This window comes from Streptococcus sp. DTU_2020_1001019_1_SI_AUS_MUR_006, from assembly GCF_032340315.1.
GTDB lineage: Bacteria > Bacillota > Bacilli > Lactobacillales > Streptococcaceae > Streptococcus.
On the sequence record NZ_CP135437.1, the window covers coordinates 1 to 23,737 of the forward strand.

Annotated in this window: 13 protein-coding genes; all 13 read left to right on the forward strand. The window is 42.4% G+C overall.

Going from position 1 to position 23,737, the window contains the following annotated elements:
- Nucleotides 1-452 precede the first annotated feature (452 nt).
- The 13 genes from RRU92_RS10265 to RRU92_RS10325 all read left to right on the forward strand — a co-directional run bounded on the left by RRU92_RS10265 (nt 453) and on the right by RRU92_RS10325 (nt 23,694).
- Nucleotides 453-1,151, forward strand: coding sequence for a class B sortase (locus RRU92_RS10265; protein WP_281335325.1), 699 nt, complete (start codon nt 453-455; stop codon nt 1,149-1,151).
- Entirely contained in the window at nt 1,151-1,777 is a 627-nt protein-coding gene (locus tag RRU92_RS10270; RefSeq protein ID WP_281335326.1) for a hypothetical protein, read from the forward strand. Before RRU92_RS10265 ends, RRU92_RS10270 begins: the two co-directional genes overlap by 1 nt.
- Entirely contained in the window at nt 1,761-4,868 is a 3,108-nt protein-coding gene (locus RRU92_RS10275) for a DNRLRE domain-containing protein (protein WP_315640948.1), read from the forward strand. Before RRU92_RS10270 ends, RRU92_RS10275 begins: the two co-directional genes overlap by 17 nt.
- Complete coding sequence (locus tag RRU92_RS10280; RefSeq protein WP_315640949.1) at nt 4,865-11,380, forward strand: RHS repeat-associated core domain-containing protein; 6,516 nt, start codon at nt 4,865-4,867, stop codon at nt 11,378-11,380. Before RRU92_RS10275 ends, RRU92_RS10280 begins: the two co-directional genes overlap by 4 nt.
- A gap of 3 nt (nt 11,381-11,383) precedes the next feature.
- Nucleotides 11,384-11,722 (forward strand): hypothetical protein, encoded by a 339-nt coding sequence (locus RRU92_RS10285; protein WP_153225051.1) that lies wholly within the window; start codon nt 11,384-11,386, stop codon nt 11,720-11,722.
- A 339-nt stretch (nt 11,723-12,061) separates the two neighbouring features.
- The gene (locus RRU92_RS10290; protein ID WP_315640950.1) at nt 12,062-16,120 is read left to right on the forward strand and encodes an RHS repeat-associated core domain-containing protein; all 4,059 of its coding nucleotides are present in this window, start codon (nt 12,062-12,064) and stop codon (nt 16,118-16,120) included.
- Nucleotides 16,098-16,523, forward strand: a complete 426-nt coding sequence (locus tag RRU92_RS10295) for a hypothetical protein (protein WP_153225808.1) — start codon at nt 16,098-16,100, stop codon at nt 16,521-16,523. Before RRU92_RS10290 ends, RRU92_RS10295 begins: the two co-directional genes overlap by 23 nt.
- 69 nt (nt 16,524-16,592) lie before the next feature.
- A complete protein-coding gene (locus RRU92_RS10300) occupies nt 16,593-16,970 on the forward strand; it encodes a hypothetical protein (RefSeq protein ID WP_153225807.1) in 378 nt (125 codons plus the stop codon).
- A 227-nt stretch (nt 16,971-17,197) separates the two neighbouring features.
- Nucleotides 17,198-19,681, forward strand: a complete 2,484-nt coding sequence (locus RRU92_RS10305) for an RHS repeat-associated core domain-containing protein (RefSeq protein ID WP_315640952.1) — start codon at nt 17,198-17,200, stop codon at nt 19,679-19,681.
- A gap of 10 nt (nt 19,682-19,691) precedes the next feature.
- Complete coding sequence (locus RRU92_RS10310; protein WP_000037407.1) at nt 19,692-20,186, forward strand: hypothetical protein; 495 nt, start codon at nt 19,692-19,694, stop codon at nt 20,184-20,186.
- A gap of 495 nt (nt 20,187-20,681) precedes the next feature.
- Nucleotides 20,682-22,532, forward strand: coding sequence for an RHS repeat-associated core domain-containing protein (locus RRU92_RS10315; protein ID WP_281335367.1), 1,851 nt, complete (start codon nt 20,682-20,684; stop codon nt 22,530-22,532).
- Between the two features lie 2 nt (nt 22,533-22,534).
- Nucleotides 22,535-23,140 (forward strand): immunity 26/phosphotriesterase HocA family protein, encoded by a 606-nt coding sequence (locus tag RRU92_RS10320; RefSeq protein ID WP_281335329.1) that lies wholly within the window; start codon nt 22,535-22,537, stop codon nt 23,138-23,140.
- 158 nt (nt 23,141-23,298) lie between these two features.
- Nucleotides 23,299-23,694 (forward strand): RHS repeat domain-containing protein, encoded by a 396-nt coding sequence (locus RRU92_RS10325; protein WP_281335330.1) that lies wholly within the window; start codon nt 23,299-23,301, stop codon nt 23,692-23,694.
- The last annotated feature ends 43 nt before the right edge of the window (nt 23,695-23,737 follow it).

The following is a 23,737-nucleotide window of genomic DNA, read 5'->3' on the forward strand; positions in this document are numbered from 1 at the left end:
GGGATTTTTGAAAAGAGAAAGAAATTTTTTTGCAATGTCAAGCCAAGCGTGACAAATTAGTCCGTATGGTTAATTAAGTATCTTTAAAGTCTATTGAGATAACTTAATAAATTTTTACAGATTTATAGCTAGGAGTATTTTGGATTTCTTTTTTTGAGTGGGTCAATGTAACGAATTCTTTCAAAAAGCTTCAATCCTTTCTGATGCATAAATTTGAAATCAGAGTTTGTATGAATAATTTTGATCAGAACAAAAAATAAACATATCCATCGTTTATTATAGAGTTTTGTAATTCTAGTATATTAGATGAACCTATCTTTTCTGTTAGGCTTCATTTTACAATAGGGGAATACAAAAATTCCTAAATATTGTAACAAAAAGGCGTTTTATACAAAAAATGGATTTACAAAGCATACAGATTTCTGATACAATGATAGTATGGGAGCGAGCACATGAAAATTTTGAAGTTTAGTTTATCACTAATTATAATAATTGTGGTGTTATTTTTAGGTTTAAAAGTCTTAGATGGCCTTGAACAGATGGCTGTGGAACAACATTCTCAAAACGCAGTTGAGAAGAAGTTTCATCAGAATCCAGATGTCTTTGCTTGGCTAACAGTTGAAGGGACTCGAATAGATTACCCGGTTGCTCAGCATCCAAGGGATGATGCTTATTACCTTTCTCATGATATAGATGGTGAAGAGACCTATTATGGCGCTATATTTACAGAGCTGGTTAACAAAAAAACATTTGAAGATCCTGTCACGATTATCTACGGACATGCTATGTTAGATGATTCGATGTTTGGGTCTTTAGATTATTTTGCGAAGCCAGCTTTTTTTAAGGAGCATGAACGTATTACGATTGACACCTTGACTCAACATTTTGAATATGAGGTGATGGCAGCTCACTCTTATACAGATGATCATCTTTTTCATACATTCAAATTAGGAAGTCGAGAAGGCCTCAGATATTATTTAGAAACATTACAGATAAGAACATCAGACTATGGGGGATTCTATCGTCAGATTGCTACTGACCCTCAAAAAGATCGATTTTTAATCTTATCAACCTGTGATGCTACTGGAAATGATCAACGATTTGTGGTTACTGCTCGTTTAAAAAGTGTTAAAGAAAGGACAAGTGAATAATGAAAATATTAAGACTCTCAAGGTTTTGGAGACTAGCTATCGGCTTACTGTTTTTAGGAGTGGGGCAACGCCTTCTATTTACAGGTGCGATTTCTCCTGTGATAGTCGAGGAAGGTTTATCACTCATTCTAACCTTATTCAGCCTACTATTTTTAATAATAGGAATAGTTCTTATTTTTCCAATAACAATCTGGTTTTATAGGCAGTACCGATCAGATAAACGTTTAAATCACACTATTCTGATTTACTTGTTTAGTGCAATTTTATGTGGCATCCTCATCGGAGGTTTGGGTCAAGTTTTATACGATCATACAAGTTTGGAATATGGCCATGTCAAGATTGCTATCTGGGCATTTACTACAATTGTACAAACTTTTCTTAAAGTAATCTTATCCTATAGTCTGGTTAGTATTTACAAAGCTTTACCAATTAAAAGTAGGGTAGATCAATTGCGACTACCTGTTCTGGTATCCATGCTTATTGTCGCCTTTTGTTTAGCTATTGCTGTTTGGTTCCCAATACTAGGTTCTTTCGTTTTATCCATCGGCGATGCTCTTATTTTAATTTTTACACTTTATTATTTTATTTATTTTACAAAGGAGAATGCCGATGAAAAGACTGCGTAAGTCCATACAATGGTTATTATTGCTGAGTTTGTTTGTTTCTAATATGCCGTTGATCTATGCGGAAGAAATAAACCAAGCAATTAAACAAGGCCAGGCTGAGGAAACTTATAAAAAATCTGTTACAGAGGCGAGTAGCCAGACTGTTGGTTCTGAAAATGCGAATACAGAAGGATCGACAAGTGCTGAAGCCTCATCAAAACCAGTAAAAGATGGAGGAGACGCCCTTCAACAGCCCAAAGTGGCCAATGGAGAGAGTAAGGAAGAGGCAGAGCTGAAAAAACAATACGGGGCACCAGTAGCGGTTAGTGGGCAAGAACAACTGTTTCGGGTTGATGATACTCACTTTGTGACGCATATTGGTAGTGATATCAAAACATATATTGATAAAGAAGGGGTAGAAGTTCCTGTAGATTTATCTCTATATTCTTATCATGCTAATGGGAAGCATTATTATCTACCAAAAGAATCTCCAGTAGGAGTAGTTCTTCCGAGCGAAGTCAAAAAAGAGACTCCCATTGATATTACTCATAAGGATGATAAAATTTCTTTGTATCCGCTTGATAAGACATACGAACAAGCAACTGTAGAAAAGAATGCGATCTTATATAACAATGTTGATGGCAAAACAGATGTGCAATATACGGTACAGTCTAATGGAGTCAAAGAAGAAATCATTCTAGCCGAGTGGGGTGGGAAGAACTCCTTTACTTATGGTTTGGATGCATCTAAGTATGATGTTTCTTTGAAAGACAATCAAATCCTTGTCCGTGAAAAGGGGAAAACGAAGATCCTATTTGTACTAACTGCCCCAATGATGGTGGATAGTGCAGGCGCTACAAGTAATGCCTTAACTCTTGGATTGAAAAAAGGGGATGGACGTCATGAAGTGACAGTCACAGCTAGTAAAGAGTGGTTGTCTGATTCTGAACGTAAGTATCCTGTTCGGATAGACCCGACTGTAACAGTTCCACGAGAAAAAATTCTTGACATTGTTACCTCATCTGTACATGGACAATATCAAGGTTACTCTTATGGGTATGTTGGATATCTAACAGCCGAAATGATCGGAATGGCGGGTGTTCCAGGTGTTCGTGACATCGGGCGTGCAAGGATGTACTTTAAGATTAATTACGATTTTCAAAAGAGTATTCCTAAGGAAGCGCGTATTGATAGTGCGAGTTTAAATATCTATGAATACACTGCTCCAGATTCTCAATCAACCCAGTTTGCAGCTTATCGCTTGAAACAAGACTTTGATATTAATAACCTCACATGGGATACTTCTGTGGGCCTTGATATGGAAATCGCAGGAAAGAATGCGACCAGTGGTAAAAAGATTGGGATGCATAACTTTGATATCCGCGAGACTGTAAATGCATGGGTTCAAGGTTTGGAACCAAACTATGGTTTAGTTGTAGCTGCAACCGACGAAGGCTCAGACGGTGGTGCTTTCTATACAACCGAAGCGACGGCAGAAAATGCAGGACAGATTGGGTTTACTCCAGACAAGGCTCCTAGTTTGACGATTAATTGGTCTGTTCCAGACCCAGTTGATGTCAATTATCCAATTGGGAACACTACCATCAATCTTCGGACCATGGTGAAAACAGATAAGAAAGGAAAACTGCAATTCCAGGGTGTCTTTGCGGATGGTCTGACAACGCCGGGAGCTCAGGTTGATTATAACCTAAGTGACACTGCGAAAGACTACAAGGGTCAAAGTTCTGCAAGTTTTTCTTACAAATACCCAGATAGTAGTTCCTTTGATGCAGCCTTTGAAAAAGGAACGACCAAATATAAAGACAAGCTTTCAAACTGGCAGACTCAGGTGCCTTTTACAGAACCTGAACTAAACAAGGTTTATACGATTGACGCAGAGAGTAAAAAGGATGGTCAAACTAGTGGTAAAAAATCAAGTGATACATTCTTGATTTACAAAGTTACCCAGTTTGATACCCTTCCAAAGATTGCGGCATACTATGGAGTACCACTCAATCAACTTGCTTACGATAATCGTATCCAAGATATGATGCTTGTGCAAAATAACACCCTTTTTATTCGTAATCCAAGAAAGAATGCCGACAAACCTTATAATCCACCAGCTTTGACATCCAACACCAAGGCGGAAATAGACAGGCTTTTAATGGGGCGTGGCCTTCACTGTGAATTTGGATTTGAGCCAATCAATCTAAACACGGGGAATTTCTACCTAGATCGAACAGATGTTTCTATCACTGATGTTGACGGCAAATTTGAAATTACTCGCGCCTATAATTCTAAAGCAGCAGGCATCAATAGTCTCTTTGGACGTGGTTGGTCATTTGCCTTTAATGAACAGTTATCAAGCGATGAAGATCAAAATATCTACTATACTCGTACAGACGGTTCCATCCTGAAGTTTGCGAAGGATGGAGATGGATATCGTGCTCCAAGTGGCTATGACCTCACTCTCGAAGTAAAAACAGTTGAAACGAAGAAGGGTGACTTTGGCGGAGACGAAAAAGAAGACTATGATGTAAAGGAATACCGAATTGTTGATCACAATCATCAAGAGAAAACCTTTAACTATCACGGACTCTTAACGAGCCAGACGGATGAAAAAGGTAATAAAACAAGCTTTGATTATAATGAAAATTACCAGCTGACCAAGATCACATCTCCTACAGGCTTGGTTTATAGTATCACCTATAATACAGATGGCTATATTGGTGCGATTCAAATCCCTAATGGCTCAACTTTGACCTATGAATATGACACGAATGGTCATTTGATTACCTATACGGATGCGACGGGTGTTCCTACTCGTTATGAATATGACGATAAGGGACGTATGACAGCCTGGTATGATGGAAATGGTACCAAGGTTATCCAAAACGAGTACGATGAGGAAAATCGTGTCATCAAGCAAACAGATGGTGCAGGTGCTGTTTCAACTCTTTCTTATAGTGAAGGTCAGACAATCACTACCGATGGAAATGGCAATCAAACCGTATTACTTACGATGAGCAATATCGTACAACTGGCATTCGCTATGCAGATGGAACTAGTGTCTCAAAAACGTATGATGAAAACAACCGTCTGTCAAGCGTGACGAATGAAGCGGGGCAAACAACTCGCTACACCTATGACAGCAATGGAAACACCTTAACAGAAACGCGTTTCGACGGTGCGGTAAAAACTTCTAGCTATGATGAGAAGAACCATCTTCTGTCTCTCACTGACTTTAGTGGTGCATCAACAGCTCATACCTATGATGCAAATGGCAATCTAATCCAGACAACATTGCCAGATGGGTCTAAGATTACCTATACTGTCGATCAGCAAGGACGCATCTTGTCTACAACAGATGCGGCTGGTCATACAACTTCCTTTGCCTATCAAGGTGCGAATCTGGTAAGTCTTACCAATCCTTTAGGAGGCGTATCAACCTTTACCTACAATGCACACAATCAAGTCACTAGCATTACGAATCCTCTCGGTGGGACCAAGACCTTTACCTATGATGCAGAAGGGCGCAAGCTGAGCGAAAAAGATGCCGATGGTGTTGGGACGAGCCATACTTTTGATAAGGCAGGTCAAGTGACAGCTGTGACAGAAGGCAATGGTAACACGACTACCTTCACCTATGATGGTTTCGGCCGTAAAGTCGGTGCTTCGAATGGAGAAGGTGGAACCTATAGTTACACCTATGATGGTGTTGGAAACCAGCTTTCCGTGACTGATGCAGAAGGACACGCTACTAGCTATACATATGATAGCAAGGGTCGTTTCCTAACAGAAACCAATGCTTCAGGTCAAATGACTACCGTTACTCGTGATGCACTGGGTCGAATTATCACTCGAACCAATGAAGCAGGTAATAGTAGCAGCTTGACTTATGATGATAGAAACAATGCCGTTAAAACTATCACAGATGCTTTAGGTCAAGTTACTCAAAATACTTATGACGCGGCAGGAAATGTAACCTCAGTTTCTTATCCAATCGGTACAAAGGCAGAGACTACTTATGATATCATGGGTCGTGTGCTATCTTACACCGATGAAGCAGGTCAGACAGTGACATACACCTATGACAGTGTTGGAAATAAACTTAGCGAAACCAAACAGAAAAAGACTACCAGCTATACCTATGATGCATCGGGAAATGTGACAGGTGTGACTTACCCAGATGGTAGCAGTGTTTCATATGTGTTGGATGCGATGGGGAATATCCTGTCCATGACAGACGCCCTTGGAAAAGAAACGACTTATGAATATAGTAAGGCAGGGCGCCTGATCGCAACAACCAATGCCTTGGGTCACCGCACCAGCATGACCTATGATGCTAATGGCAATCAAAATAGCCTAACAGATGCGGCAGGCTATACTGCTAGCACGACTTATACAGGCCAAAATCAAGTTTCCAGTATTACAGATGGTTTAGGCAATGTCACTAAGATGGCCTACAACCAGATGGAACAGTTGACAGAGTTGACAGATGCCTTGGGTGGCAAGACTCAGTACACCTATAATGAACTAGGCTATCCGACCCAAGTCACCGATGCCAATGGCAATGTCACTAAGATGACCTATACTTCAACGGCTCAACTGGAAGAAGTGACTCTTCCAGACGGAACTACCGTAAGACAAGAATACGATGCCCTTGATCGTCTCATCAAGCAGACGCATTCTAGTGGTTTGGTAACAGAGTATAGCTACGATGCCGCCAATCGAGTAGTGAACAAAAAAGATAATCAGGATCTCAATGAGACCTATACTTACGATAAGGCAGGAAATCGTCTCGCTTTAACCAACAGCTTGGGTGAAGTTACCCAATATAGCTACAATAGCGACAACCAACTGACTAAGGTGGTCTACGCAGATAAGACCAGCGAAACCTTCACCTATGATGTCATGGGCAATGTCGCAAGCTCAACTGACCAAGAAGGTAAGACAAAGACCTATCACTATGATCAAAATGGTAATCTGCTTAAGACCGTCGATCATCTGAAACGTGAAACTAAGTATAGCTACGATGCCCTCAACCGAGTGGTGACAGAGTCGGATGCCGATGGCAATACCTCTACTTACGAATATGATGTCCTAGGCAACCTCTCTAAAATGACCGATGCCAATGGCCATTCAAGTAGCTATGGTTATGATGCCAATAAAAAATTGGTACTCTATACAGATCCAAATGGTCAAGCGACAGCCTTTAAGTATGACCCATTAGGACGAATCATCGAAACAGTAGCTCCGACAGGAAGCAAGCAAAGCTTCAGCTATGATGCTTTGGGAAATCGTTTGAGCGAAACAAGTGGCGAAGGTCATACAACGACCTACAGCTATGACAGTATGAACCGTGTCAGCAGCAAGAAACGTCCAACAGGTGGAGAGGATCAGTATGCTTATGACGCTACAGGTAGCTTGGCAAAAGAAACAGATGCTAACGGTCATAGCACCAACTATGTCAATGACCTTTATGGTCGTGTGACCAAACGCACCTTACCAAATGAGGCAGCTTACACTTATGCCTATGATGCCTTGGGACGTCTCACCAAGCAAACAGGTCCACAGGGGCTATCAAAAACCTATAGCTATGATGTGTCTGGAAACTTGGTGCAAGAGACAGACCAATCCGATCGAAGCAATCATTATAGCTATGACAAGGTTGGCCGTCTCTTAACGGCTAAGAACGCCCTTGACCTTGAAACCAAGTATAGCTATGATGAAGCGGGGAATCTAGCCAAACTGACCAAGCCGTCAGGTGCTACAACCACTTTTGACTATACGACCCTTGATCAACTAAAAACGATCAAAACGCCAACTGGTCGAACAGTAGAATCAAGCTATGACCCAGTCGGTCAGGTGACAAAACGAACCATCAATGGCAAGCGCGAAACGACCTATACCTATGATCCGAACGGTAATCTCCTTGAGGAGACGAATCCTCTCGGTCAAGTAACCAAGCGGACCTATGATAGCCTCAATCGCCTCACCTCAGAGAGCGATACGGCAGGCCAGTGGACTAAGTATGGCTATGACCACGATAATCATCTCACGAAGATTACAGATGAGGCTGGTGGCGTCGCAAGCATGACCTATGATGCCAATGGCAACCTCACCAGTGTCACATCCGGAAGCAAGCGTGTCAAGACCTACACCTACGACCTAAAGGATCAGTTGCTTACAGCGACACAAGGAAGTGGAGAGAAGGCTTCCACCTCTAGCTATACCTACGACAGTGTGGGCAATGTCACTTCGGTCACGAATGGAAATGGCAAGGTCACAAGCTACAGCTATGACCAGCTTTCCAATCTAGTGGAACGCATGACCAGTCTTGGAGATAAGGAGACCTATACCTATAATGTCAATAACCAGCTCGAAAAAGTAACCAAGTCCGATGGGAAAACTATCAGCTATGATTACAACAAGCTGGATCAACTGCTCAAGGTGGAGTACTCTGAAAAGCAAGATGGTCAAGTCCTCTATACTTATGATGCGGATGGCCGTCGGGTGTCTATGAGTGATCTGACAGGAACTAGTCAGTACGCGACCAACGAAGAAGGCGAGATCACGGGTGTTCGTCAGGGAGATGGTAGCCTGATCCAGTATGAGTATGATGCCTATGGCAATATCTCGAAGATGATTTACCCAGATGGCAGTACAGTCTCTTACACTTATGATGAACTGGATCGTCTCACTTCTGTGACAGATGTTAAGGGACAAAAGACCAGCTATAGCTACAACCCAGCAGGGGATCTGACGGAAGTTAATCGAGGAGATGGGACTAAGAGCTTCTTGACCTATGACAAGGCTCACCGTCTCACTGAACTCCGCCACATGGACAAGCAGGACAAACTCATCTCCAGCTACGGCTATGAGTATGACGATGGTGGCTACATTGCCAAAGAAACCATCAAGCAGGATGGCGAAACCCTAGTCCATACCTATACCTACGATACTCTCGGTCAAGTGGAAAACATGACCGTATCGGATGGAGCTGGTAAGGAACTTTCTAAACTCTCTTACACCTATGACCTTGCCGGCAATAAACTGACCAGCAGCGAGACAGTTGATGGCAAGGAGAGCCAGACACACTTTACCTATGATGACCATAACCGCTTGACCAAACTGGAAGGGCCAGATGGCACTATCACCTATACCTACGACAAGAATGGCAATCGCATCGCTTCTGAGAAGAACTCAGAGAAGCTAGATTATATCTATGACACAGAGAACCGCCTGCTTGCGATCAAGGACAAGAAGGGGCTTCTCATGGCTGCGCTCTACGACGGAGATGATAACCGTGTCTTCACTGCTAGTCGTAAGGAAGGCAAGAACACTTATCAACTCTTCCAACGCAAGCCAAAGGATACCAAGTCAGGCCGTAAGTCGCCATATACAGCCCCAAGTGGGGAAGAAAACTCCCTCTTCTGGTATGGCTTTAGTCAGAATGTCCTCCAAGCCCTATCCACCCTACCACAGACAGTAGGAAGCATCTGGCACAGCATCTTTGACGATGTGTCGAGAGCCTATCACCAGAAAGTGGCTAAGGATCGAGCAACCAAGGAAGGAATCGTCGTCAACCCACCAGAGCTCGGGAACTTACCGGGTCAGGGAGAAGTGACCTATGCCAGTCAGGTTCAGGATGTCCTGATCCCTTATACCACACGAGAGGATACCTACAACTATTATGAGGAACGCAACTATGTCAACGATGTCAATCGTGAACATACAGAAGTCCTTGAAACCTATGACCATGATGGCAAGGCACGAGAGACCTATAGTTATGGCAAAGGTCGAGCTAGCTACCTCAACAACCAAACTGGTGACAGCTACAACTACTTGACTAACCAGTCAGGCTCTGTGACAGGCTTGACCAAGGATGGACAAGCCGTCGCATCAAGCAGCTATAACCTCTATGGGGCAAGAAAGACAAGCACAGACACGACAGGGAATCCATTTGCCTACAACGGCGAAGCTCGTGACGATACTGAACTTGACTATTTACGAGCAAGGTATTATGATAGTCAAGGAGGTACTTTCTTAACCGAGGATAGCTACCCAGGTGAGGACACAGATCCTCTCAGCCAGAACAGCTACAGCTATGTGCAGAACAACCCTGTTAACTATACAGACCCGAGTGGACACTTCTGGAACAGTATCAAAAAAGGCTGGAACTATGTTAAGTCAGGAGTTAATTGGGCTGGCAGACAAATTAGTAGAGGCGTTAATTGGGCTGGTAGACAAATTAGTAGAGGAGTCAGCTGGGCAAACACCCAATTTAACCGAGCGTCGAATTGGGTTGGTAGACAGATTGATAGAGGTGTTAACTGGGTCAGCACCCAGGTTAACCGTGCATCGAATTGGATTGGCAGACAGTGGAATAAGGTTCAAACGACCTACAATAGTGCCCGCGACTATGTACAAACGAAATACCAGCAAGCGGCAGCACAGATAGAAGCTAAGCGCCAACAAGTGGTTCGGTCTGCCTATGCCCTAGCAACAGGCTTGAGCTCTTCCCCAACCATCCGAGAAGGAAAGAATCTCCTCCGAAACTGGGGAACAGCCTTGCAGAATACCTTAAAACATGTTTGTACAACAGCCGAACGGATCAAGAATCAAGTCGTTGATTTCGTGAGAAATGTCGACTGGAAGAAGGTTGCCGTAACTGCGGGAGCTATCGGTGTCGGTATTGCTCTTACCGTAGCGACTGGAGGTCTTGGAGCCCCCGTAGCGATGGCTATCGGTGGTGCAGCCTCTGGAGCAATCATCTCAGGATATGATGCCTATAGTTCTGGCCAACGTGGTTGGGAATTGGTTGGTTCGATTGCCAAAGGAGCAGGAACGGGTGCTATCTCAGGTCTTATTGGCGGTCAATTGATGGGAGCAGGAGCTGGTCTAGCAACTAATGTGACCCAAAATATTGGCAATCAAGCAGTTCGACAAGTTGCCAAGATTGGAGTGGAATCTGCGGTTGAGACTGCGATTGATACAGGTATTGATTTGGCCACAGGCAATAAGATTACTGGTCAAACAGTCGCTATGAACTTTGCCTTTAACACCTTTACCAACGGAGCAGGTAGTGTGTCTCCTAAGAAGGCTCCTAAGGCTGATGTGGTGACGACGAAGCCGAAATCAGGGGATGTACCGATCACGAGACCACGCAAAGATGTAACCCCTGTTCAGCAACTAGCATTGCCTGGGCCGACTAGTAAACCACTTGCCTTGCCAGCACCATCAGATAAAATATCACAAATTAATCCCTACAACATTAGGTTTAGTCAAAGTTCTGTTAATGGAGCCGATTCTATACAATCTAGTATGATATCTAATGGTTGGAAAGGAGATGCAATTGATGTTGTGAATATGCCTGATGGTAAGTTAACAACTATTGATAATACAAGGGTTATAGCTGCTAGAGGAGCTGGGATTGCTGCTACGGCTAGAGTACATCAATATACGGATCCTCTTCCAGAACAATTTATAGATAGACTTACAACTCCTGCTGGTACACCTTCAACTTGGGGAGAAGCAGTTCAGTTACGTGTTGGTAAGCAAAAATCATCTTTTCGAACCTTGAATCCATACGGTTCGTACGACTTAGAACGGAGGAATTAATTCATGCCATTTACATTTAATCATTCTTTTTTTTCCTATCCACAACAATTAAAAGATTTAGTTTCTAAAGGTATCGTTGATTTTGGTGTTTGGTACTTGATGAACGATGAAGAAACGGTTAGGAGATTTAGAGGTCTTCAAACAAGATATCCTGAGCGAACATTATATCCATTTGCAAGGAGAGGTGATAATGATGATATCGCCTGTTTTGAAGATGTTGATAGTACTCTAGTGCATATAATTCATGACTTTGCTGATTCAGGATGGGAACAAAGGGAAGTTCTACCTAATATTGATGCATGGTTAGAATACATTGAGGAGTGTAATCTTCAAGACGGATAATAATTTAAGAATTATTTGAGCTATAAGAATATTATTCCAATTTAGACCTGTTTTGGATATACAAGAATAGCGTACATATAGGATTTTATGATTTAAAGTCAGAAATAGAAGTCACTATTACTGAAATTCTGCAATAAGTTACCGTCAAAGAACATTTAGACCTCATTACCCAGATTACAGGCGGAGTGGGATTTGAGAACTAAGAAAAAATAATTACAAAGTGAAGTTGAGATGATGCGGTCTCAACTTCATTTTCAAATAGTAAGCAAAATAGTGAGGTTTAACTTAAGATAATGTGTAGGTGGAGTGACTCAGTATGCCTATGACGCTACAGGTAGCTTGGCAAAAGAAACAGATGCCAACGGTCATAGCACCAACTATGTCAATGACCTTTATGGTCGTGTGACCAAACGCACCTTACCAAATGAGGCAGCTTATACCTACGCCTATGATGCCTTGGGCCGTCTCACTAAGCAAACAGGTCCACAGGGGCTATCAAAAACCTATAGCTATGATGTGTCTGGAAACTTGGTGAAAGAGACAGACCAATCCGACCGAAGCAATCACTATAGCTATGACAAGGTTGGTCGTCTCTTAACGGCTAAGAACGCCCTTGACCTTGAAACCAAGTATAGCTACGATGAAGCGGGGAATCTAGCCAAACTGACCAAGCCGTCCGGTGCTACAACCACCTTTGACTATACGACCCTCGATCAACTAAAAACGATCAAAACGCCAACTGGTCGAACAGTGGAGTCAAGCTATGACCCAGTCGGTCAGGTGACCAAACGAACTATCAATGGTAAGCGCGAAACGACCTATACCTATGATCCGAATGGCAATCTCCTTGAGGAGACGAATCCTCTCGGTCAAGTAACCAAGCGGACCTATGATAGCCTCAATCGCCTCACCTCAGAAAGCGATACGGCAGGCCAGTGGACTAAGTATGGCTATGACCACGATAATCATCTCACGAAGATTACAGATGAGGCTGGTGGCGTCGCAAGCATGACCTATGATGCCAATGGCAACCTCACCAGTGTCACATCCGGAAGCAAGCGTGTCAAGACCTACACCTACGACCTAAAGGATCAGTTGCTTACAGCGACACAAGGAAGTGGAGAGAAGGCTTCCACCTCTAGCTATACCTACGACAGTGTGGGCAATGTCACTTCGGTCACGAATGGAAATGGCAAGGTCACAAGCTACAGCTATGACCAGCTTTCCAATCTAGTGGAACGCATGACCAGTCTTGGAGATAAGGAGACCTATACCTATAATGTCAATAACCAGCTCGAAAAAGTAACCAAGTCCGATGGGAAAACTATCAGCTATGATTACAACAAGCTGGATCAACTGCTCAAGGTGGAGTACTCTGAAAAGCAAGATGGTCAAGTCCTCTATACTTATGATGCGGATGGCCGTCGGGTGTCTATGAGTGATCTGACAGGAACTAGTCAGTACGCGACCAACGAAGAAGGCGAGATCACGGGTGTTCGTCAGGGAGATGGTAGCCTGATCCAGTATGAGTATGATGCCTATGGCAATATCTCGAAGATGATTTACCCAGATGGCAGTACAGTCTCTTACACTTATGATGAACTGGATCGTCTCACTTCTGTGACAGATGTTAAGGGACAAAAGACCAGCTATAGCTACAACCCAGCAGGGGATCTGACGGATGTTGTTCGGGGAGATGGAACCAAGAGTTTCTTGACCTATGACAAGGCTCACCGTCTCACCGAACTCCGTCATATGGACAAGCAGGACAAACTCATCTCTAGCTACGGCTATGAGTATGATGATGGTGGCTACATTGCCAAAGAAACCATCAAGCAGGATGGCGAAACCCTAGTCCATACCTACACCTACGATACTCTGGGTCAAGTGGAAAACATGACGGTATCGGATGGAGCTGGTAAGGAACTTTCCAAGCTCTCCTACACCTATGACCTTGCCGGCAATAAACTGACCAGCACCGAGACAGTTGATGGCAAGGAGAACCAGACACACTTTACCTACGATGACCATAACCGCTTGACCAAACTAGAAGGTCCAGATGGCACTATCACCTATACCTACGACAAGAATGGCAATCGCATCGCTTCTGAGAAGAATTCAGAGAAGCTAGACTATATCTACGACACAGAGAATCGCTTGCTTGCGATCAAGGACAAGAAGGGCCTTCTCATGGCTGCACTTTACGACGGGGATGATAATCGTGTCTTCACTGCCAGTCGCAAGGAAGGCAAAAATACCTATCAACTCTTCCAACGCAAACCTAAGGAAGATCAATCTGGTGATCGGGCATCGCATGCAGGTAGAGGCAAGTCAGGTCGTAAGTCGCCATATACAGCCCCAAGTGGGGAAGAAAACTCCCTCTTCTGGTATGGCTTTAGCCAGAATGTCCTCCAAGCCCTATCCACCCTACCACAGACAGTAGGAAGCATCTGGCACAGCATCTTTGACGATGTGTCGAGAGCCTATCACCAGAAAGTGGCTAAGGATCGAGCAACTAAGGAAGGGATCGTGGTCAATCCACCAGAACTCGGTAACTTACCTGGACAGGGAGAAGTAACCTATGCCAGTCAGGTTCAGGATGTCCTGATTCCTTATACCACACGAGAGGACACCTACAACTACTACGAGGAACGCAACTATGTCAACGATGTCAATCGTGAACATACAGAAGTCCTTGAAACCTATGATCATGATGGCAAGGCTCGTGAGACCTATAGTTATGGTAAGGGTCGAGCTAGCTACCTCAACAACCAAACAGATGACAGCTACAACTACTTGACTAACCAGTCAGGTTCTGTGACAGGATTGACCAAGGATGGGCAAACCGTCGCATCAACTAGCTATAACCTCTATGGCGCAAGAAAGACAAGCACAGACACAACGGGTCAGCCATTTGCCTATAATGGCGAAGCTCGTGACGATACTGGACTTGACTATTTACGAGCAAGGTATTATGATAGTCAGGGAGGTACTTTCTTAACCGAGGATAGTTATCCAGGTGAGGTGACGGATCCTCTCAGCCAGAACCGTTACAGCTATGTGCAGAACAACCCCGTCAACTATACAGACCCGAGTGGGCACTTCTGGAACAGTATCAAAAAAGGCTGGAACTATGTTAAAAAGACAGCCTCTAATGCATGGAATGGTGTAAAACGAGTCGCTTCTAATACCTGGAATACGGTGAAACGAGTGGCCTCAAACACCTGGAATGGTGTGAAGAGTGTCGCCTCCAAAGCTTGGAATACGACCAAGAGTGCTTTCAACTATGCGACTAACTGGATTAGCACCCAATACAATCGTGCGGTTAATTGGGGTAGTCGACAGTGGAATAAAGTTCAAACGGCTTACAATAGTGCCAGTGACTATGTACAACATCAATATCAACTAGTGGCAGCACAGATAGAAGCTAAGCGCCAACAAGTGGTTCGATCTGCCTATGCGATAGCTACAGGCATCAAGTCTTCGCCAACAATCCGAGAAGGTCTAAATCTATATCGGAATTGGAATACGGCATTAGAAAACACATTGAAACATGTCTGTGATCCAAAAACGACCGGTGCCTCCGATAAGGGAGAAAATAAAGTTCCATCTGTCGCAGACTTTAGAAAGTATGAAGATGCGGCAAGACATGGACTTAGACCGGATCAGAAAGAGCGAATTGATAAAATGACATTGGAGGAGTATCTAAAGGCTCCCCCAATGACTCCTGAGGAAAATGCCTATGCATCTAATGTAAAATTTGCGAAGTTTAACCAAGAAAATAAAGCTACACTTCCAACTATAGCAGCTGAATTAATAGGCTGGAATAATGGAGAACGTTTAGTTACAGGGAAAGATCCACTAACGGGCGAAGATGCAAATCGTTGGGCGGCAGGTGCAGAGTTAGCTGTTGATATTGCAAGTAATTTCTTTCCTATAGCTAAGGCTGGCAAATTAAGGAAACTTGAGAAAGCACTTGATGCAGTAGACGCAGTCAATGATGTTTCGAAAGCTACGAAGACAGCTGATAAAGCATCAGATGTTGCTCGTGTGGCAGATAAAGTAGATGATGTTAAAGATGGGACAAGGGCTCTAACTAGTGAAGAAATTGCTGATAAATTTGTTTCGGGAATGGAAGATATTTCAGGAAAAAGTGGAACGAAAAACTTTAAATCACATGGAGGCTATAATAAAGCAATTGAAGATTTCAATTCATTACCCTTAGAAAATGTAACGGAAATTAATACTTCATTTGGTAAAGGGTATAGGGGTACTTTAGATGATGGAACAAAGGTTGTTGTTAGACCTGGAAGTACAAGTGATTTAGGAACAACACTGGAATTCCAAATAAAGCAATCAAAAGGAGGGGTTTCATATGAAATTAGATATGGAGACTAAAAATGAAGAATGGGTAGAAGTCTTTAAAGGTTTGATTTCTGTAGATAACTATAGGTTAAAAGTCTTGTTGACAAATTTGTCAGATGGTCAAGAAATTAGGCTGATTGGAGAGCAAAACCGTTTTAAATTATCATGTATTTATTATGATGAAGCACGAGTCTTTAGCAGGGAATTGTATTTATCTGCAATTCTAGATAAAGAGATGTTTACAAAATTTGAAAAAAATAATTTTCAAAATGTCATTTACGAAGTCAAGAATAGTCAATTAGTGAGAAAACTGGAATACACATCATATTATGATCTAGGAACTTTGCATTCACGACATTATATAATCATAACTCAAGATAGTGTAGTGGAGATTCTTGTTTCTGCAAATTTGAAATTAGATATCAGCCAATACTAGAAAATTTGCTAATCAAACATGTACATGACTTTAGTACAATTATCGGAAAATAGAACTTGGAGAAATGATATGGAAAAATGGACGAAAATTAAACCGGACTTTATTCCTTTTGGCGACTATGGTATTGAGATAAATATAGATGGGGACACTCTAATTGTCTACTTGGAAGATTCAGAAAAATTTAAATTTACCTTTACAAAGATCTGGGCTTTCCGAACAGTCCAGGAAAGTTTAGAATTAAGAGATAAATACTGGGAACAAGGATTGGCAGAGAACAGACCACTTTATCTGACCAACTATATCTATGAGGTCGAGAATACAGAGTTTGGTGATTTGGTCGCTTCTGCAAATATAGCTAATAAAAAGCTTCATCACTATTTCATAATGTCGACAGAATATTTAGTGGATATTCTATCTGAAAATGATGTAAAAGTGGAGAAAATATAAATTACTTTCACAAAGACAATTTGTGACTTGGTTCAATTTCTAACTAGGGGAAAATTTCCCCTAGTTTATTTTATATTAGTCTCACAGTAGACAAGCAGGACAAACTCATCTCCAGCTACGGCTATGAGTATGATGATGGTGGCTACATTGCCAAAGAAACCATCAAGCAGGATGGCGAAACCCTAGTCCATACCTACACTTACGATACTCTGGGTCAAGTGGAAAACATGACTGTATCGGATGGAGCTGGTAAGGAACTCTCTAAACTCTCTTACACCTATGACTTAGCCGGCAATAAACTAACCAGCACCGAGACAGTCGATGGCAAGGAGAGCCAGATACACTTTACCTACGATGACCATAACCGCTTGACCAAACTAGAAGGTCCAGATGGCACTATCACCTATACCTACGACAAGAATGGCAATCGCATCGCTTCTGAGAAAAACTCAGAGAAGTTAGACTACATCTACGACACAGAGAACCGCTTACTTGCGATCAAGGACAAGAAGGGTCTTCTCATGGCTGCACTTTACGACGGAGATGATAACCGTGTCTTCACTGCTAGTCGCAAGGAAGGCAAGAACACTTATCAACTCTTCCAACGCAAACCTAAGGAAGATCAATCTGGTGATCAGGCATCGCATGCAGGTAGAGGCAAGTCAGGTCGTAAGTCGCCATATACAGCCCCAAGTGGGGAGAAAAACTCCCTCTTCTGGTATGGCTTCAGTCAGAATGTCCTCCAAGCCCTATCCACCCTACCACAGACAGTAGGAAGCATCTGGCACAGCATCTTTGACGATGTGTCTAGAGCCTATCACCAGAAAGTGGCTAAGGATCGAGCAACCAAGGAAGGAATCGTGGTCAACCCACCAGAACTTGGCAACTTACCTGGTCAGGGAGAAGTAACCTATGCCAGTCAGGTTCAGGATGTCCTGATTCCTTATACCACACGAGAGGATACCTATAACTACTACGAGGAACGCAACTATGTCAACGATGTCAATCGTGAACATACAGAAGTCCTCGAAACCTATGACCATGATGGCAAGGCTCGTGAGACCTATAGCTATGGTCAGGGTCGAACCAGCTACCTCAACAACCAAACAGGTGACAGCTACAACTACTTGACTAACCAATCAGCCTCTGTGACAGGTTTGACCAAGGATGGACAAGCCGTCGCATCCAGTCGCTATAACCTCTATGGAGCAAGAAAGACAAGCACAGACACAACAGGTCAGCCCTTTGCCTATAACGGCGAAGCCCGTGACGATACTGGACTTGACTATTTACGCGCAAGGTATTATGATAGTCAGGGAGGTACTTTCTTAACCGAGGATAGCTACCCAGGTGAGGAAACAGACCCTCTCAGCCAGAACCGTTACAGCTATGTGCAGAACAACCCCGTCAACTATACCGACCCGAGTGGGCACTTCTGGAACAGTATCAAAAAAGGCTGGAACTATGTTAAGTCAGGTCTTAATTGGGCTGGCAGACAAATTAGTAGAGGCGTTAATTGGGTTGGCAGACAGATTAGTAGAGGCGTTAATTGGGTTGGCAGACAGATTGATAGAGGCGTTAACTGGGTTGGCAGACAGATTGATAGAGGCATTAACTGGGTTGGTAGACAGATTGATAGAGGTGTTAACTGGGTTGGCAGACAGTGGAATAAGGTTCAAACGACCTACAATAGTACAGTCGATTATGTTCAAACGAAATACCAGCAAGCACAAGCTCGTATTCAAGAACTACACTATCAAGCAATTCGTACTGCCTATGCTGTGGCAATAGGATTTAAGGCCTCCCCTACAATCCGAGAAGGCATGAATCTCCTCCGAAACTGGGGAACAGCCTTGCAGAATACCTTAAAACATGTCTGTGATCCAAAAACAACTGGTGCCTCCGATAAGGGAGAAAATAAAGTTCCATCTGTCGCAGACTTTAGAAAGTATGAAGATGCGGCAAGACATGGACTTAGACCGGATCAGAAAGAGCGAATTGATAGGATGACATTAGAGGAGTATCTAAAGGCTCCCCCAATGACTCCTGAGGAAAATGCCTATGCCTCTAATGTAAAATTTGCGAAGTTTAACCAAGAAAATAAAGCTAAACTTCCAACTTTAGCAGCTGAATTCATAGGCTGGAATAATGGAGAACGTTTAGTTACAGGGAAAGATCCACTAACGGGCGAAGACGCAAATCGTTGGGCGGCAGGTGCAGAGTTAGCTGTTGATATTGCAAGTAATTTCTTTCCTATAGCTAAGGCTGGCAAATTAAGGAAACTTGAAAAAGCACTCGATGCAGTAGACGCAGTCAATGATGCTTCAAAAGCTACAAAGGCAGCTGATAAAGCTAAAGATGCTTCGAAAGCTGCAAAGGCAGCGGACAAGGCATCAGACGCTGCTCGTGTGGCGGATAAAGTAGATGATGTCAAAGATGTTAATAAAATTCCTCAATATGTTGAAGATACTATTTCACAGATTAAAAACAATAAGGGTAATCCACCAGATGGATTTAAAGGAGGAAAAGTTTATAAAAATGAGCCTTTAGATGGTGAAGAACTCCTTCCCGATGGAATTACTTATAAAGAGTACGATGTTCATCCATATCAAAAAGGAGTGCCAAGAGGAATGGAAAGAATTGTTATAGGTGAAGATGGATCCATATGGTATACTCAAGATCACTATCAAACTTTTATAAGAATAAAATAAGGGGAATATAATGTCAAAGAAATTTAATAATAGAACATTTAGAAAGATAGAAGAAATTTATAGCGTTTATTTACCTGACGAATTTAAAAAAGTTTATGGAAATATGGAGGAACTTCCTGAAAACTGGTATGATTGGAGTGATTTTTCACCTCAGAATGTTAAGGTGTTGAGTAATTATATACAAGTAATAAAAGAAAATATAGCAGAAGAAATAGAATATGTTGATTGGAGCGATAATTGGGGAGAAGCTCCAAGTAATTTAGAACTTACAAAAGGAGAAATACTAAGTCGTTTAATGAATTCCCCAACATTATTGCCCATTTTTGGTCATAGGTATATTGCATCATGTAATACTCCAATTTCGCCTGTATTTTCAATTGTTGGTTCAGATATCATTTATTATTCAAAAAGCCTAACTGATTATTTTCATGGAATCACAGTAAGCAGAGAGACAAATCTATCTAATTTACCCCAAATTCCTTTTTGGTCCGATATTGCACAGTGATAAAGGTTAGATGAGAATACTAGGTTAAGAGAAAAATTACAACAAGTATATTTCAAAACTTTTCACCATTATCAAGTAATTGGTATTAATTTTGGGATAGATGTAATTTCTGAGAAATTTCCTCTTATTTTCAAGTTGGAAAAGTGATTGTTATTTAGTATCTGAGACTATAGGAATTTAATTATTTATTTAAGTTAATAAATTGAAAAGTTCTCAGAAATAATTTGCTTAGAATGTTTTTGAAAAACTTAAAAAGAGAAATTAAATTACATGATTATCTTAACTAGAATCGTACTAATTGTTTAAATTAACCTCTTCTGTTGTGATAGAAACATGCAAAGACTCTCGAGGAAGGATTTCTTCGAGAGTTTTATGTTACATCTATGACTTAAAGGATCAGTTGCTTACAGTGACTAAGGAGGGAATCGTTGTCAACCCACCAGAACTCGGTAACCTACCGGATCAGGGAGAAGTGACCTATGCCAGTTGGGCTCTGTGACAGGTTTGACCAAGGATGGACAAGCCGTCTCATCCAGTCGCTATCATCTCTATGGGGCAAGAAAGACAAGCACAGACACGACAGGAAATCCCTTTGCCTATAACGGCGAAGCCCGTGATGATACTGGACTTGACTATTTACGCGCAAGGTATTATGATAGTCAGGGAGGTACTTTCTTAACCGAGGATAGCTACCCAGGGGAGGAAACAGACCCTCTCAGCCAGAACCGCTACAGCTATGTGCAGAACAACCCTGTCAACTATACCGACCCGAGTGGGCACTTCTGGAACAGTATCAAAAAAGGCTGGAACTATGTTAAAAAGACGGCCTCTAATGCTTGGAATGGTGTAAAACGAGTCGCCTCAAACACCTGGAATGGTGTGAAGAGTGTCGCATCCAAGGCTTGGAATGTGACCAAGAGCGCTTTCAACCATGCGACCAACTGGGTCAGAACCCAGGTCAACCGTGCATCGAATTGGGTTGGCAGACAGTGGAATAAGGTTCAAACGACCTACAATAGTGCCAGTGACTATGTACAAACGAAATACCAGCAAGCGGCTGCACAGATAGAAGCTAAGCGCCAACAAGTGGTTCGGTCTGCCTATGCCCTAGCCACAGGCTTGAGCTCTTCCCCAACCATCCGAGAAGGTATGAATCTCCTCCGAAACTGGGGAACAGCCTTGCAGAACACCTTAAAACATGTCTGTACGACAGCTGAACGAGTCAAGAATCAAGTCGTTGATTTCGTGAAAAATGTCGACTGGAAGAAGGTTGCCATCGTGGCAGCTGCGACTGTAGCAGCAGTAGCTGTGTCTGTAGCCACTGCAGGAGCAGCGGCTCCTGTGGTAGCCGGATTAGTCGGAAGTGTCGGTTTGACTGGTTTTGGTGCGGCTGTTGCGACAGGTGTTGGTGTTGGAGTTATAGCAGGGGCAGCAGGTGGAGGAACCCAAGCCCTTGTTTCAGGTGCTTTATCAGGAAAAGATGGTAAGACTATTCTCAAGGATACATGGGAAGGTATTAAGGGAGGTGCGGTCACTGGAGCCTTTACAGGAGGTCTGACGGCTGGTCTAGGAGCAGCTAGTTCAAGTGTGACAAATGGTCTGGTGCGTCACGGGGTTGATACGGTAGGTGAAACCGTGATTGACACGATTAGTGATGCGGCTCAAGGAGGCCAGATCACTCCAACCAGCATTGGTACAAGCCTTTTCCTTAACGCAGTGACAGAAGGTGTAAGTAGCCGAACAGTTCGAGCTCCTAAAGCTGATGTGGTGACGACGAAGCCGAAATCAGGGGATGTACCAGTCACGAGACCACGCAAGGATGTAACCCCTGTACAGCAACTAGCATTGCCTGGGCCGACTAGTAAACCCCTTGCCTTGCCAGCACCAGATCCTGTGTTAGCTTTACCAGCTCCTAAGGCTGATGTGGTGACAACGAAGCCTACGGGTGGACGTCTACCAATGACAGTAGAGAATCTCCAAATGTTTGCGGAGAAGCCTAAAGTCACTAAAGATAATCATTTTAATAATTGGTTAGATAAAGGTTCGTCTAATAATAGTGTTTATTATGGAATTGATGCTAATACTGAAGGTGCTGTTTATACAGGAATAACAAAACAAGATTTAGAATCAAGATTGTATCAACATAATCGTCAAGGAAAGAATTTTTCGCGCCTTGATGAACGATATAGTGGTTTGACAAGAAACCAGGCTAGGGCAGTGGAGCAGTATCTTATTGAAAACGGCCATGCGAATCAATTGAATAAAATTAATAGTATTAGTCCTAAAAATAAAATGTATGATGGTGCCATGAAGTGGGCAGAAAAATATCTTAATGGAGGAAATTAATAATGAATACAAATCTAATAGCTTTAAGAAGAAAAGAACATTTTGAGAGTTTAAATTTAGAAATTCAGAAGGAGTTAGATGACTTTTATGATACAAAGGCAGCTACTCATCAACTAAAAGTGATTAAAAAAAGCAGGTCAATTCCAAAAGTGGGAGATGTATTTCTTGTGTCTCCTAGGGAGGGAATCTACTTTTATGGTAAAGTGCTGGTTGCTAATATAGTTAGAAAAGTTCCGGATTCTTTTGTGGAAGGAAAACATGTTGTATTTATCTTTAAAGGAATTACTCATGAAAAAAATATTGATAAATACAAGCCAGATTATTCTAACTTGTTAATTTCACCTGCTATTGTAGGTGATGCATATTGGAAAAAAGGATATTTCCATACTATCGCTAATATTCCCTTAACAGAGGAAGAGAAAAATCTGGATTTTGGCTTTTATAAACTTCATTTTAAAAGTAACTTTTTTTGTAAAGAGACTGGAGAATTATTGGATAAAGAGCCTAAATTATTAGGGATGCATGGAATAACAACCATCAGTGGAATAGGATGGGATATTGAAAGAGAATTAATTATTAATCCTTCCTTATTAGAAGAAACTGAGTAGCTTGAACTTTGTGATAATCATTAAAAACTCTCGAAGAAATTTTTCATCGAGAGTTTTATACTATCACCATCAGCTATAATAGTGGTAAGACTCAATACACCTATAATGAACTGGGTGATCCGATCCAAGTCACCGATGCCAATGGCCCTGTCACTAAGATGACCTATACCTCAACGGCTCAACATAGGGATCCAAATGGTCAAGCGACAGCCTTTAAGTACGACCCATTAGGACGAATCATCGAAACAGTAGCTCCAACAGGAAGCAAGCAAAGCTTCAGCTATGATGCTTTGGGCAATCGTTTGAGCGAAACAAGTGGCGAAGGTCATACAACAACCTACAGTTATGACAGTATGAACCGTGTCAGCAGTAAGAAACGCCCAACAGGTGGAGAGGATCAGTATGCCTATGACGCTACAGGTAGCTTGGCAAAAGAAACCGACGCCAACGGTCATAGCACCAACTATGTCAATGACCAGCTCGAAAAAGTAACCAAGTCCGATGGGAAAACCATCAGCTGTATTAGTTTTCGTAACATTAGTACATTATTTTAAGATGCCTTTTCAACTGTATTTCAATTTATAAAGAATAATGATC